This is a genomic window from Streptomyces sp. NPDC051136, assembly GCF_044455745.1.
In the GTDB taxonomy this organism is placed as follows: Bacteria; Actinomycetota; Actinomycetes; order Streptomycetales; family Streptomycetaceae; genus Streptomyces.
Genome location: NZ_JBITFE010000001.1, coordinates 982,752 through 995,744, shown reverse-complemented (window position 1 = coordinate 995,744; position 12,993 = coordinate 982,752). Strand labels below are relative to the sequence as shown.

12 protein-coding genes and 1 pseudogene are annotated in these 12,993 nt (G+C 67.7%); 7 read left to right on the top strand and 6 right to left on the bottom strand.

Annotated elements, in window-relative coordinates:
* Positions 1-845: 845 nt before the first annotated feature.
* Positions 846-1,214: a DUF6193 family natural product biosynthesis protein gene (locus tag ACIBCJ_RS04430; RefSeq protein ID WP_365978514.1), complete on the bottom strand. Its 369-nt coding sequence runs from the start codon at positions 1,212-1,214 to the stop codon at positions 846-848.
* 801 nt (positions 1,215-2,015) lie between these two features.
* Positions 2,016-5,237 (bottom strand): RHS repeat-associated core domain-containing protein, encoded by a 3,222-nt coding sequence (locus ACIBCJ_RS04425; protein ID WP_365978515.1) that lies wholly within the window; start codon positions 5,235-5,237, stop codon positions 2,016-2,018.
* Positions 5,238-5,834: 597 nt separating this feature from the next.
* Between ACIBCJ_RS04425 and ACIBCJ_RS04420 the strand changes: the two genes are divergently transcribed.
* Positions 5,835-6,152: a hypothetical protein gene (locus ACIBCJ_RS04420; RefSeq protein ID WP_365978516.1), complete on the top strand. Its 318-nt coding sequence runs from the start codon at positions 5,835-5,837 to the stop codon at positions 6,150-6,152.
* A 341-nt stretch (positions 6,153-6,493) separates the two neighbouring features.
* On the top strand, positions 6,494-6,685 hold the full coding sequence (locus ACIBCJ_RS04415) for a hypothetical protein (protein WP_365978517.1): 192 nt from the start codon (positions 6,494-6,496) through the stop codon (positions 6,683-6,685).
* 781 nt (positions 6,686-7,466) lie between these two features.
* On the opposite strand, the gene ACIBCJ_RS04410 is transcribed toward ACIBCJ_RS04415, so the two are convergent.
* Positions 7,467-8,003, bottom strand: a complete 537-nt coding sequence (locus tag ACIBCJ_RS04410) for a GNAT family N-acetyltransferase (RefSeq protein WP_365978518.1) — start codon at positions 8,001-8,003, stop codon at positions 7,467-7,469.
* Positions 8,004-8,128: 125 nt separating this feature from the next.
* On the opposite strand from ACIBCJ_RS04410, the gene ACIBCJ_RS04405 reads away from it, so the two are divergent.
* The 3 genes and pseudogenes from ACIBCJ_RS04405 to ACIBCJ_RS04395 all read left to right on the top strand — a co-directional run bounded on the left by ACIBCJ_RS04405 (position 8,129) and on the right by ACIBCJ_RS04395 (position 8,962).
* On the top strand, positions 8,129-8,356 hold the full coding sequence (locus ACIBCJ_RS04405) for a hypothetical protein (protein ID WP_362098696.1): 228 nt from the start codon (positions 8,129-8,131) through the stop codon (positions 8,354-8,356).
* Positions 8,357-8,511: 155 nt separating this feature from the next.
* Positions 8,512-8,753 (top strand): annotated as a pseudogene (locus ACIBCJ_RS04400) (HNH endonuclease); the annotation flags it as partial.
* 14 nt (positions 8,754-8,767) lie between these two features.
* A complete protein-coding gene (locus tag ACIBCJ_RS04395) occupies positions 8,768-8,962 on the top strand; it encodes a hypothetical protein (RefSeq protein ID WP_365978934.1) in 195 nt (64 codons plus the stop codon).
* Positions 8,963-8,986: 24 nt separating this feature from the next.
* Here ACIBCJ_RS04395 and ACIBCJ_RS04390 read toward each other — a convergent pair whose 3' ends face one another.
* The 3 genes from ACIBCJ_RS04390 to ACIBCJ_RS04380 form a co-directional block, all read right to left on the bottom strand.
* The gene (locus ACIBCJ_RS04390; RefSeq protein ID WP_365978519.1) at positions 8,987-9,400 is read right to left on the bottom strand and encodes a DUF6086 family protein; all 414 of its coding nucleotides are present in this window, start codon (positions 9,398-9,400) and stop codon (positions 8,987-8,989) included.
* 187 nt (positions 9,401-9,587) lie between these two features.
* A complete protein-coding gene (locus tag ACIBCJ_RS04385) occupies positions 9,588-9,875 on the bottom strand; it encodes a hypothetical protein (protein ID WP_365978520.1) in 288 nt (95 codons plus the stop codon).
* Positions 9,876-9,993: 118 nt separating this feature from the next.
* Positions 9,994-10,452 carry a hypothetical protein gene (locus ACIBCJ_RS04380; protein ID WP_365978521.1) on the bottom strand — a complete coding sequence of 153 codons (459 nt, stop codon included), beginning with the start codon at positions 10,450-10,452 and terminating at the stop codon, positions 9,994-9,996.
* A gap of 551 nt (positions 10,453-11,003) precedes the next feature.
* On the opposite strand from ACIBCJ_RS04380, the gene ACIBCJ_RS04375 reads away from it, so the two are divergent.
* Both ACIBCJ_RS04375 and ACIBCJ_RS04370 read left to right on the top strand, forming a co-directional pair.
* On the top strand, positions 11,004-11,852 hold the full coding sequence (locus ACIBCJ_RS04375; protein WP_365978522.1) for an SDR family oxidoreductase: 849 nt from the start codon (positions 11,004-11,006) through the stop codon (positions 11,850-11,852).
* Between the two features lie 334 nt (positions 11,853-12,186).
* Complete coding sequence (locus tag ACIBCJ_RS04370; RefSeq protein ID WP_365978523.1) at positions 12,187-12,990, top strand: SDR family oxidoreductase; 804 nt, start codon at positions 12,187-12,189, stop codon at positions 12,988-12,990.
* Positions 12,991-12,993 lie beyond the last annotated feature (3 nt).

Sequence of the window (12,993 nt, the reverse complement as noted above, 5' to 3'; positions counted from 1 at the left end):
TGAGCCCGCGCTACTTTCGCAAGGCCCACCAGGGGAAGCACGGTCGAACACCGACCCGACCGCAACATGTACAGGCTCTCCGCCCCGACCGGGCTGGGAGCCTGTGCTCTTCCCGCACACTGCTCAGTCGACTTCCACGTCCCCGCGGCCCGCATCGTGCTGCCCACCCCGTCCCGGACGCTCCAGCGCCCGGGCAGCGCGGAGGCCGACCGACGCGCAACACCCTCAAGACCTCCCGGTCCCCCGCCGACCGACCTCTGCCCCAGCCCGCCCTCTCCCCTTCTTCCTGATCGCGGGCGACTGAGGGAGGCTCCGGGGGATGTCAGCCCCCCGACCACGCCCGAAACCATGCGGTGACCAGCGGGAATGCGCGGCAGGCCAGAAGGTCGCGCAAGAGAAGCTGCAGGAGTTCGTGCAGGAGATGACGCACGAGATGTTGCAGGCAGGGCCCTCGTGCCCCGCGCCGGCGCATCGCAGCTGAGGTCAGGGGCGGCGGCCGTTCGTCGTGGGCGGCCTCGTGCGGCCTCGTCAAGAACGTCGATGTGGAGCAGCTCTCCGTCCGGAGCCCGAAGGGCTGCTCAACATCGATGATGTCGGTCCTGTCAGAACGGCGACGACTCCCACACGCCCGGGGTCGCGGCCGTGTAGTTCATTGGCAGCTCAGGGCGGCGGGTCCCGCAGCACCCGCACGTGAACCCGAGATCACTGGTCAGCCGAAGCCTAGTGACCGGCTTCGCCCCAGCCTCAGGCGGGCTCCAGCAGACCCCTTCCAGGGTCAACAGGCCCGCTCAGTCACAGCAGATGAGACTGAGTGGCCTATCTGCACCGTTCGCCAAGTAGTGCGCTCAGCCGGTTGCGGGAGTGGGCCCGGACAGAAGGTGGCGTACGGCCAGCGCCATGGCCTCGCCTGGTGTGGTGACCAGTCCGAGGTTCGGAGTCAGGAAGCCAGTGCCCACCCCGTAGGTGCCGTCGTTTTCGGCCATCAGGCACGGTCCTGTCAGGGTCAGCTCAGGGCGTGTGGTGGTCGAGAAACGCAGGACCCAGTGGCTGGTGAACGGGTACAACCTGCGTAGTTCCGGTTCGGCGTACGCGGCCTCAATCAGCTCCCGGCACGCGGGGGCCCAGGGATACGGCAGCTCGCTCGCCTGTGTGCGAAGGTGCTGCCACTCGCTTTCTGCCTGGTGCACGTAGTCGGCGTCGGGATGTATCGGCATAACGCCTCAGTGTGCCGGATCCAGTTGTGGCCGAGGTGCCCCAGTGACGACGCGAGACACAAGAAGTGCGAACGCCGACCCGGACCCGCAGCTCGTGGGGCGATCTTATGCTGCTGAGCCGGGACACGGTAGTTGGAACCAGTGTGGTGTGGTGGCCTGGCGGTTTTGACCCTGCGGGACACGCCGTGGCGCAACTGCTCGAACACGAGAACCCGCGAACACGCGCCGGCACCATCCCCGGTCAGGGAAACCACAGGCGGGCATGGCGGGAACGGAGACAGGAACCCTTCCCGTGTAGCGAGGGAGCGACTGAACCGCCGCGGAGGCATCCGCGGCTCGGGGCGATACCGCACGTGACACCGCTCCTGTGCCGGCAGCGCATACCGCGGTCCCGCTCCCCCGCACCGCCGGACCACGGACGCACCGCCAGCACCCGCCGGCCGACAGCTCCGGACGCCGGGATCTGTCCGCCACACGGCGAAAGCGCGCCGCCCCGATTGGGGGCGGCGCGCTTTCGTCGTCAACCTGGGCTGCGCGGGGTCGGAGGGACAGCGCTGCCGCAGGATCGCGACCGGCCTCTACGTGGTTGGCCTGTTTCGTCGCTTAGTAGCGCTACGCAGAAGGCGCTCGATCAAGAGGGCGACTATTGCGCAGGCAGCAGCCCAGACAGCGAGCAGAGCTACTCCTGACAGACTGTCGATGTTCACACCGTCTGGCGCGAAGGGGAGAGTCAGTACAAGGAGTACAACCCCGATTACCAGCGCTCGCATTTTGCACCTTCTCTACTGCAGCGGGTGACATTCACCCGGTTGCTTCCTTGTAGGCACCTACGGCCAGGCCGCCTATGGCACCTCCGAATCCGCCGACAACGCCGCCGGCCACACATCCTTCGACTGCGGTGGTGATGCAACCGGTTACAGCGCCGCCTACGGCGTACTCCATGGAGGTTTTCGTAACGCGCTTGAGTCCGTCCAAGAAGCCCAGCCCGGTGACGTCGATGAGGTTGATGGGGTCACCCGCGGCGTAGAGGTAGGGGTTGGTTTCCTGTCCCGACGGGTCGGGCTGGCTGAAGCGGCCGAGAGTGGGGTCGTAGTAGCGGTGGCCCATCTTGTACAGGCCGGTCGGGTCGGCGTACGCGCCTGCGTACCGGTAGGGCTGGGTCACGGTCTCGCTCGGGGTGGTCCGCAGGAGGCCGGTGGGGCCGTAGGCGTAGGTGTGGGTGCGCTTGCCCGCGTCGTCGACGAGACCGAGGACGTTGCCGGTGGCGTCGGTGAGGTAGTAGTAGGACTTCCCCCCAGTCGTCATGGAGTTCAGCGTGCCCGCCGGCTCGCGGATGAATCCGGTGTCCACGCCGTTCGTAGTCGTGGAGGCCAGACCGAGGGCGGTGTGGTGGAACCATGTCGAGCCGAGTTTGGTGCGCTCCGCGTTGCTGGTGCCGGCGTGGACCAAGTCGTAGGTCTTGCCGCCCGTGGTGATGCCGGCCAGCTGGCTGTAGTCGGTCCAGGACTCGCCCGTGCGGACAGTGACGCCGGCTCCGGCGATCTCGTTGCCGAGCTTGTCGTAGGACCAGCCGGTCGTGGAGCCGTTCTTGCCGGTCAGCTCACTGGCGTCGTTGTACGTGTACGTGGTGCCGCCAGGGCAGGCGTTCTTGCTGCCGTCCTGGCTGGTGAGGTTGCCGGCCTTGTCCCAGCAGTACAGCCACGACGCTTTCCGCGTGCCCGCGGAGTCGGCTTCCAGGGCGTAGGAGAGGCGGTCCTGGGAGTCGTAGGTGTACGTGGCGGTGTACTTCGTGGCGTTGTCGGTGCGGGTGCGGATCTTGGTGGTGTCCTTGCCCGCGGTGTTCTTGTAGCTGTAGGTCAGGTCGACGAAGGTCTGGGTGCCCGACGTGGTCTTGATCTTCTCGGGACGGCCGTTCTTGTCGATCGTCACCGACTGGGTGGTGCCGCCGGGGTAGACCGTCTTCGTACGCTTGTCGTTGTTGTCGTAGTCGAAGTCGGTCTTCTTGCCGTCCGGCGCGATCAGGTAGTCGAGACGTCCGCCCTTGTCCCAGGTGTAGTCCGTCTCCCCGGTCGGGTCGGTGTAGAAGTCGACGTCACCGCCCGGGGTGTAGGCCAGCGCGGTCTGGGCGCCGTTCTGCAGGGTGCGGAGCTGCTCGCGGTTGAGCTTGTCGTACTTCCAGGTGGTGTTGCCGGAGGCGTCCTTGCGGGTGGTGACGTTGCCATCGCCGTCGTAGGTGTAGGTGACGGTGAAGTTGGTGGAGGAGACCTCGCGGACGCGGTCGCGGGTGTCGTAGACGTAGACGGTGGTGATGCTGCGGCCGTCCTTGACCGTCTCCACCCGGCCCAGCGCGTCGTACGTGTACGTCGTCTCACCGAGCGGCGCCGGCGGCTTGACCTTCCACAAGTTGCCCTCGTCGTCGTACTCGAACGACGTGACCTTGCCGTTGCCGTCCTTCGCTGTGCAGCGCTGGCCTTCGAACCCGCCGCACTTCGGATCGGCCTCGTTGTACGTGTACTCGCGGGTCGCGCCGGCGGTGCCCGACGTGGTCACCGACATGGTGTTGCCGTTGGTGTCGTACTTGAACGAGTCCTTGCGGCCGTCGGCGCTGGTGAAGTCGTTGGGCAGGTCCGTCCCTGCGACCGTCTGGTACGCGGACACGGACGCTGTGGCGCCGAGCGGCAGCTTCTGGGAGACAGCGTTGTTGCGGCCGTCCCAGCCGTAGGTCGTGGTGTTGCCGCCGGTGCCGTCAGTGCCGGTGCCCATCGCGTCGATCGCGGTCTGGGTGAGGTGGTTCTGGTACGTGGAGTGGCGGGAGTGGCCGAGCGGGTCGGTGACCTTGGTGACCTCGCCGTCCGCGGTGTGGACGTACTTCGTGGCGTCGCCGTCCGGGTCGGTGACGGTGGTGGTGCCCGCCTCCGAGGGGGTGGCGGCGCTGTAGTCGTAGCGCCAGGTCGGGCCCGTGTGGCCGCTCGACGTCGACTCGGTGGCGCGCTGCATGGAAGTGACGCGGTTGTGGCCGTCGTAGGTGAAGAGGGTGACCGTCCCCTCCGGGGTGGTCACCTTCGTCACGCGGCGGGAGGAGTCGTAGGCGTAGGTGGTGGCCTTGCCGGCAGTGTCGGTGACCTTGGCGAGGTTGCCCGACTCGTCGAGGTCGAGGACAGCGGTGCGGCCGGTGTGGTCCTTGGCCTGCCACTGGTTCGGGTAGGTCTTGACCAGGTCGATCCAGCGGCCGGAGCGGGTCTCGGTGAGCTTGAAGCCCTTGTGCTCACTGCCCTCGTCGTGCTGGTCGACGGTGATCGTGCCCTTGTTCTTGTCCGTGACCTTGAGCAGGGTGCCGTACTCGCTGTAGGTGTCCTTGGTGCCGGACTTGCGGTCGGTGAGGGTGTAGGTGCCGTCCGCGTTCTTCTTCAGGTCCTTGGAGTAGCCGGCCGGCGTGGTGTAGATGCCGTCGGCCTTGGCGGCGAAGCGCAGCAGGTTGCCGGTGGCGTCGAAGACGTCCACCTCGCCGTCGTTGACCTGCAGGTAGCGCTCGTAGGCCTGCCACCAGCGTTGTGAGACCTTCCCCCACGGAGCCTCGAGGGAGTTGTAGGTGCGGGTCAGCTGGAGTTTCTGGCCGACGCCGGCGATGTCGAAGTCGGTCGCGGCGAGCATCAGGTTGCCGTTGGAGACGTTCACCCGCGCCACCAGCGCGTCGTCCAGCCGGGTGTCGAGGATCCGGTGCCAGGGCACCTCGCCCTGCCCCTCGGGCAGGTAGTCGGTGGTCGCGGTGGCGTCCGCGGCAGCCGACGGGCGGGAGGCCGAGGTCTTGGCGGGCTCCTCGCCCGCGGCACGGGCCTTCTGCGCCGCCCGCCAGGCGGCCACCTCGGCGGACGGCTTGGCCTCCGCCTGCGACGCCGGCGCCTTCGTCTTGCCGGCGGGCGTCGCGGGAGCCTCCACCTTCGTCGGCTTCGTCCACGGGCTCTCCGGCTCCGGCAGCTCTGGCTTCGGCGTCGCCGCCAGGCCGGGTGCCGCGGCGATCACCACGGCTGCCGTGGTGATCGCCGTGACGAGAGCGGTTCTGTGCGTTCTGCGGGCACGCCGAAACGGCGCGCTCGTGGCACGCGAGTGCATCAACTTCCCCCCACAGGAAGACAGACACGGCAACCCCGACGGTCACCGAGGACTCACAACCTGTCACAGGAACCACACAAAACAGCCCGTCATCCCCCCGAATCGCATATGCATTCCGGCCGGAATAAGCCCCACCGCTTCTGTGCATCATTCATGCCTAAAGAGGGGTGAAACCGACGCCAGACGCAGGGAGGAGGCGGTCCTGTTATCGATCTAGCTGGGAAACCTGGCGTGAATCGAGCGAAACCGTCACTTGGTGGAAGCAAGTGGCCGACGGAGATCGCTTTTTGGACAGGTTCAGACCTGGCCTACTCTTCCCACCGGACCCGGCTACCAGAGACTCCGCGTCCGTCACGGCTCACCACCGGGGCCGGGAAGTTGTCTTAGAGCCATGGTTGAGCGTCTGGCCGTGCTGCAAGGCCGGGATCGGACCGTGCACACTTGCCGCGCCCTGCATGCGTGGTCCCCCAGCCCGTGGCAACCGCCTCCGCCTCAAAGGCCCCCCTTCCCATGAGCACCCCTGCAAGACGCAGAGCCTGCCCGTCCCTCAGTCGCCAGCACGCCGCCGCCGACCGCGCGGGCCGATCCGTGCGGCGGGCCGGCTGGCTGCTGTGCTGGAGCCTTGCCGCCGGCATGGGCGGCGCCACGACCGAGACTCTGCTGCACTCCTCAGCCATCCGGTGGCCGCTCCTGTGGCCCCTGCCCTGGTACCTCACCCTCGCCGGCATCCTGACTTGGAGTCTCCTGCGCCTGCGCGAAAAGGCAGCGCACCGGCAGCCAGAGGACCATGACGACCTCCAGACGAAGGAGTACGGGCAAGCCGCCTGATCCTCACACACGACAGGCCTGGGGCCCACCTCCCCACGTCGGCACCAGACTGACCGCAGGGCTGTGGCACTGACACCAGCGAACCGCATCTGCAGACCGCAAGGGCAGTGGCCTCGCCTCCTAAGACACCGGCTCGTACGTGACAGTCGTCTCCGGGCAGCTGGTCGCGACCTCGCGAACGGCCGCTGCCTCGGCTTCGTCGGCCGACAGGTTCCAGCCAGCTTGGTGCCCGCCCACCCGGGGGTGTAGCGGCAGTGCACCTCAGCGGCCGACGGCAGCCACGTCGCCGGGACATGGTCGGAGCTTTGCGGCCGCTGGCTCGTCGAGCGTCCGCTCCCAGCATGAGCGCGGGGGTTTTGGCCGACGCGCAACAAGACCGGGAGCCGGCCCAATGGATGCCGCCGGCCGCCGCGGCGCACTGCCGGTACATCGCCGAACGGATCGCCCCGAAGCTCCGCTGGAGCCTGAGGGCCGACGAGACCGAGGTGGCGGCGCTGCGGGACGCAGTGGACGGCTGCCGGACCAGCGAATGACCTGGGAACTCGCCGCGTAACCCCTCCCCGTCGCGGGCGGGTAAGGGTGCGGGCACACAGGGCCGGCCGCCGGGCAGACGCCCGGCGGGCCGGTCCACGGGCGCAGGTGGGCGGGTGGGCGGGTCAGCCTTCGTAGGTGATGTCGCTGTTGCCGCTCAGGCGGAGGCGTTGAGGATCGCGTCTACCAGCCATGGCCGAATCTGGAGTCAGACGGTAAAGCACTGTTCTGTCAGTTCCCCCCGGCCAGTCACGCGACAGCCAGCGAACCAGTGAGTGACACGGGCACGGTCAGCATCTGCGATGCCACCACGCGAGCCCGGGGTCTTCTGTCGGCTCGTGATGCGTTCGCCCAAGGAGCACCGCGTCCAGGCGCTCGACCTGCACCCGGAGTTCGCCGGCGGCCCTTGGCGGAAGCATGCACAGAGCGTCTTGCAGCTTGTCCCGGGCCCAACCCTCGCCACAGCAGGGGCAGGTAAACTCCGCCTCCCATTGCCTCCACCGGCGCCTCGTGCCGTGGACGCGCACGGACCACACGCTCAGCGCCACCGACACGACGCCCGGAGACAATCGCTCCCGTTCGAGCACACGGACAGCAGCATTCGCCGCTCCCGACAGACCTGGGACATCGCGATACCGCACCCACGGCCTACCGCAGCCGCGTTCCCGCGGCCGAAGCGAAGCTGGTGTTCTACGAGGCACGATCCCTTCGGATGTAAGTCACGGACGGCATCCTCCCACAGACCAAGATCGGCCGTACAGAACCTCCAGTGGGCAGGTCCGGTCACATCGGGAGGGAGAACAGACGCACTGGCCCTGAAGGCCAGCGTGCGTTGTCGCGAAGGGGCGTCACCATGGTCCGCAGTGGCATGGGCACCAAGCGGGCTTCGGGTTGTTCGACAAGCACCTCCTTGTCGAGGGGGTGCCATCCGAGGCGCTGGTACAGCGGTACAAGGGGATGCCTGCAGAACGGGAGCGCGTGCTGGGGACCCATCGTGCGAGCGTACTCAAGTGCCGCTGTGACCACGCGCCGGGCCAATCCCTGGCCCTGCATGTCGGGTGCGACGGCCACTCCACCGACGCCTACCACCTCTGTCTCGGCATCGCCGATCGCAACAGGCAGCCGGAGGAGACCGGCGTGTGCCACAAGCCGGTCGCCGTGTCTGATAACGAAGTGCTCTTTTTTGGGCAGCCAGGTCAAACCGGCCGCGGCAACACCGAAGGGGTCATCGCGGTCACCGAGGATCTCGTCCTGGTCCGTCTTCGTGTACTGAGGAAGCCGCACCACCACCGGTGCTACAGAGGGCTGGTTGTCAGACATCCCCACATGATGATCTCTCTTTCGATGTCGGCCAAGTGATCGATCAGCCGATCACCGGGAGACGGACCTGTGCAGAGCCCGCTACGTCAGGGCGGCTTCCCGAGGAGGGCTGCGACACTCTGCGCGTGATCCATCCCGCGCCAGACCAGCTCTCCTCCGCCGAACGCGTCTTCATGATCAACGCCACCGAGATCGACATTCTCCCCGGTGTCCGGGGCGACCTCGACGAGCCGCTGGCCTCGGGTCCCGCCTTGGCTCTTGTCCCGATCGTCCTTCGCCTCGTCGACAAAGGATGGATCGAAGTGTGCCGGCTCGTGCCCTGGACAGCACCGGACGGGTCCCTCGGTCAGTAGCCCGGCCCCGCCATCCCGTGGCAGGACCTTCCCGCAATCCTGGCGGACGCCGAGAACTGGGAGTACCCGCGATCCGGCGAGTGGCTGGGGTGCCTCACGCTTGCCCTCACCGAAGCAGGACAGAGAATCCACCGCTGACGCTCAGCATCCACGGCGCCAACGGCCAGGGCGCACAGGCGTCGCTGATGACTGCCACGGCCCGGTCGAACCGGTCCAGGGCGGACCAGGACCCGGCGCAGTGGATGCCGCCGGCGCCGAGGCGCTTTGCCGGTGAATCGCCGAGTGGGTCGCCACAAAACTGCGCTGGAACCTGACCACCGACGAGAGGGAGGTGGCAGCGCTGCGGGAGGCAGCGGGCGGCTGCCCGGACCAACAAGTTACCTACGAACCTGTCGCGCACAGGAGACGTTCATGGAGCAGTTGTGGGCGTGGTGGTACGACCAAGTCGTCGAGATGCTGCAGAAGCGCCGGACGAGCGTGTCGGTGGGAGTGGTGCATCGTCGGGTTGAGCAGATCCGGGATGACTACGCGGCGGATCGGCTTCCTACTCTGGTGGAGCGGAGCGACTGGCGGGCCGCCCGGGGGCGGGGGGTGCGGTCGGCCTGAACCTGCCGTCGGGCGATGGGGCGCTCAGGGCGCCATGTGTCGGACAAGCTCCCGTGACTTCTGCTCCAGTGCGCCTGTCCACTCCTTTGCATGGAGATCGGAAGCCGTCTTGAGATAGAGAATCTCGACGCGCTTGGCCCCCTGCCAGCTCACCTCGATGTTCGCTATCTCAGCCAGGGCCAGCACCGTGGCAACGAACCCTTCGGACATGGTCGCCGTGACGGCGTGCCTGGTTTCGCTATGCCAGGCGAGCAGGGCATCGACGAACGCTGCGAATGCGACGGGGTCAATCTGACACTCGTCAGCTTCCATGGGGCCGATGCCGGACGGCAGCCCCACTTCGGCTTGATGGGCAGTGACCTGGCTCATGAACAGCCGCGACGCCCCGTTGGACGGGTTCCACAAGGTTCGGTCGCCCAAGTCGTAGTACTTGCTCACGTCAGCCTCTCACCGCTGGTCATAGAAGGTCGACATTACGTTCAGTCAGCCCTCCACGGAAAGTGAGCCAGAACCGCAGTAGTGACGTCGCTTGTCGATGAGTTTTGGGTTCTGGCACAGATCTTGGGGAGCGGTCGCGGAGGGTGACGATGTCGTTCGATTAACGGGCGCGCGGATCCGGGGTTCGTCAGCGTTCACGCATCCTGGTCCACCACCAGCCCTCCATTGCCCACTTGATGTTGTTGGGCTCGGGCAAGGTGCGGCGCTCGAACTCCTCATCGATGCGCGTGATTAGTCGCCCCAAGTCTCTTCTGGCTCCGGGAGGAAGGAGCCGCATCGCCCACTCCAGGTTGTCCCGGGCATCTTCCACCTCTGTCCCGGGCGAAACGGCCTCGGAGGCGTTCAGATGGCGTCCCGGCTGCTTGAAGGCCCACTCGAAGCGGGCGAGTGCATTGGCGACCGTGTTGGGCCACATGTGCTGGTCTTCGACCCGGCGGATCGCTGCACGAGTCTGCGCGGAGACACCGCGGACCTTCAGGACCCGACACTGCCATCGTGGCCGCCACCGCTCTGCACGGACGGCCTTGGAACACCTACGCGGCATCGCCCTTTCGGATCACCATGCGGTCATACTGCCACGGCTGGGCACCCGCATGGACCCCTGTAACAGCCAAGGCTCCTGCTTCGCGCAGGCCTCGGGAGCGTCTCGAAGTGTTCCTGGAGCAGGACCATCTTGCGGAGTATTCCCATCCGGCTCGCCCGTAGAGCTGCCGCTTGATCTTCTTGATGCGGTTGACCGCGCCATCGATGCTGCCGGAGCTCCAGTCGAGAGTGAGCCCGGCCGTTACGGCGTCGAGATCTCGAAGCAGGTGGAGTGCAAAGCCTGTGAGACCGGGGAGCTGGCTGGCATCCACTGCGCCGATCCAGGTGGGGAGTGTGGAGCCGAGCCGGTCGGCGAGCATCTCGCCGAAGTCGCGGACATGTTCCGCCGCCTTGTCCAGTTCGGGGAAGCCCAGGACCTCCTTCAGGCCATCCCGCTCTTCCTCGGTCAAGGTAGCGGGGTGACGGGTGAGCCAGCCTGTCACCTGCCTCACCGTCGGCGGCCGGGGCGGCGCCTCGGCCGGAGCCCCTCGCATGGTGGCGTTGTAGGCGCGGACCGTGCCGTAGGTAACCGGGGCGTGCTCGAAAACAGCTCGGGGTGCAAATAGGGGACGCTGGTGCATCCCTCGGTTAAGCGTCGCACCCGGTAGGGCTTGCGTCGGAAGGCGAGGTACCCGCGGCCTTGTGCCCATGGAGCTGCCGCCAAAGATCGCGGGACTTCCCCAACTGGAAAGTCCCGCTCAACAACAGGGTTCAGTCCTTTGACCACACCCCCTGCCGCCCTTGACGAGCCGCCACTCCACCGCCTCAGCCACGCCATACTGAGAGCCGCCAGAAAGCGCGGCAGCCCCGGGGTGTTGGCCTCCGCCCGCCGTCGAACGCCCCCGGCATGCACCGGAGCGCCCCCGCATGAGGAGATGACCGTCGGCACTCCTGCGCCAACCATGGGAGCGGGCCGGGCCGGGACCGGCGCCATGAAAGCCAGGGCGTGCAGGAGGCAGCGATGGGACGACGTTGGCTGGTAACGGGATGCTCCTCGGGACTCGGCCGGGCGCTGGCCGAGGCAGCAGCGCGGGCAGGGCACCAAGTGGCGGTCACCGCACGCGACACCCCCGCCCTCGACGACCTGGCCGCTGCCTGGCCCGGACGGATCGTCCCCCTCCCCCTAGAACTACGCAACGCCGCCCAGTGCAAGGATGCCGTCCGCACCGCCGCCGACCGTCTGGGCGGAGTCGACGTCCTCGTGAACAACGCGGGCGCCGGCCTGTTCGGCGCGGTCGAGGAAGTCTCCGACGCCGAGCTGCGCGACCAGCTGGAGACCCTGGTCGTGGGTCCCTGGCGGCTGGTCCGCCTGGTCCTGCCGCTCATGCGCGCCCAGGGCCGCGGACACATCGTCAACGTCTCCTCCCTGGCGGGCCGGATGGCGTTCCCCGGGCTGGGCGCGTACGTCGCCGGGAAGCACGCCCTGGAGGGTATGAGTCAGGCGCTGGCCGCGGAAGTGAGCGGCCAGGGCGTGCGCGTCACCGTGGTGGAGCCCGGCGGTTTCGCCACCCGTTACGGGACCTCACTCGCCGAGTCGGGCCGCCGGCTGCCTGAGTACACCACGGTCACCGCCGAAACCCTGGACGCCGTGCGCGGCATGGCAGACGACCCCGCCACCGGACGGCCCCAGGACTTCGCCGCCCGGATCCTCTCCATCGTCGCCGCCGACGTGCCCACCCCGTTGCGCGTCCCGGTGGGCGACGACGCCTACACCTACCTGGAGACCGCCGAGCAAGCCGCACGCGAGGAACTCGCCGCCGCCCGCGCCCTGGTCGGGGGACAGCCACTACTGCCGTCCACCACGCCGTAAGAGCCGCACCGCGCACCACCGACCACGTGACAGGAGAGTGTGAGGGGCACCGTCACCCGCCCGGTCGCGGTCGGGGTCGCACATCACGGTCAACGCCCCGCAGCCGCAGGCTCGGAATCCCATGGGGGCCGTCGCAGACCTGAAGGCACGGGTTGCCGACCAGCACGCGCAGTTCCCGTCTGCCGAGGAAAGCCCCGGCCGGACCCCGGCGACGCGACGACCGCCCAGATCACCAACGCCTAGAAAGTCTCGAACGTGCACGCGCTGCCATCCGCTTCGGCCTCGCGCCAAAAGCGATTGACGCTCTGGCGCTGCTGGTGAACGATGCCAGACCGTGACGACGAGCTCGAATCATGACCAGCCCACCCGCGAACAGGCTCCTCCAGCCGGCCGTCCGCTGGCCCTGGTCACCGGCGTGGGCCGCACGGTGGGGATCGGCGCCGGAATCGCACGTCGGTTGGCCGCATCAGGCTGGAACATCGCCTTCACCTACTGGGCCCCGTACGACGATCGCATGACGTGGGGCAAGGAGCCCGGCGCGAGGGAGGCGATCACCCTGGCCCTGGCGGAACACGGTGCAGCCACCGCGGCGATCGAGGCGGATCTCGCCGACCCGGACGCCCCTGAACGCATCTTCGACGAAGCCGAGCAACGGCTGGGCACGGTCACCGCGCTGGTGATGTGCCACTGCGAGTCCGTCGACTCCGGTCTGCTCGACACCACCGTCGACAGTTTTGACCGGCATTTCGCCGTCAACGCGCGCGCCACCTGGCTCCTGATCCGCGAGTTCGGACGACGCTTCGGCGCGGCTCCGGGAACCGGGCGGATCGTCAGCCTCACCAGCGATCACACCGTCGGCAACCTGCCCTACGGAGCAAGCAAGGGAGCCCTGGACCGCATCACCCTGGCCGCTGCCCGCGAACTCGCCCACCTCGGCGTGACCGCCAACGCGATCAACCCCGGACCGGTCGACACCGGCTGGATGTCTGAGGACATCCGGGAGCACTGCGTCCGCGCCACCCCTCTCGGCCGTCTGGGCACTCCGCAGGACACCGCGCACCTCGTGGACTTCCTGTGTTCCAAGGAAGGCGAATGGATCAACGGCCAGCTGCTGATGAGCAACGGCGGCCTTGCCTAGGCA

What these genes read in the sequence shown, in the direction of transcription:
- ACIBCJ_RS04430 (WP_365978514.1), bottom strand. Translation starts at nt 1,214, where the DNA reads ATGCCGATACATCCCGACGCCGACTACGTGCACCAGGCAGAAAGCGAG.
- ACIBCJ_RS04420 (WP_365978516.1), top strand. Translation starts at nt 5,835, where the DNA reads ATGAGCACCCCTGCAAGACGCAGAGCCTGCCCGTCCCTCAGTCGCCAG.
- ACIBCJ_RS04415 (WP_365978517.1), top strand. Translation starts at nt 6,494, where the DNA reads ATGAGCGCGGGGGTTTTGGCCGACGCGCAACAAGACCGGGAGCCGGCC.
- ACIBCJ_RS04410 (WP_365978518.1), bottom strand. Translation starts at nt 8,003, where the DNA reads ATGTCTGACAACCAGCCCTCTGTAGCACCGGTGGTGGTGCGGCTTCCT.
- ACIBCJ_RS04395 (WP_365978934.1), top strand. Translation starts at nt 8,768, where the DNA reads ATGGAGCAGTTGTGGGCGTGGTGGTACGACCAAGTCGTCGAGATGCTG.
- ACIBCJ_RS04385 (WP_365978520.1), bottom strand. Translation starts at nt 9,875, where the DNA reads ATGTGGCCCAACACGGTCGCCAATGCACTCGCCCGCTTCGAGTGGGCC.
- ACIBCJ_RS04375 (WP_365978522.1), top strand. Translation starts at nt 11,004, where the DNA reads ATGGGACGACGTTGGCTGGTAACGGGATGCTCCTCGGGACTCGGCCGG.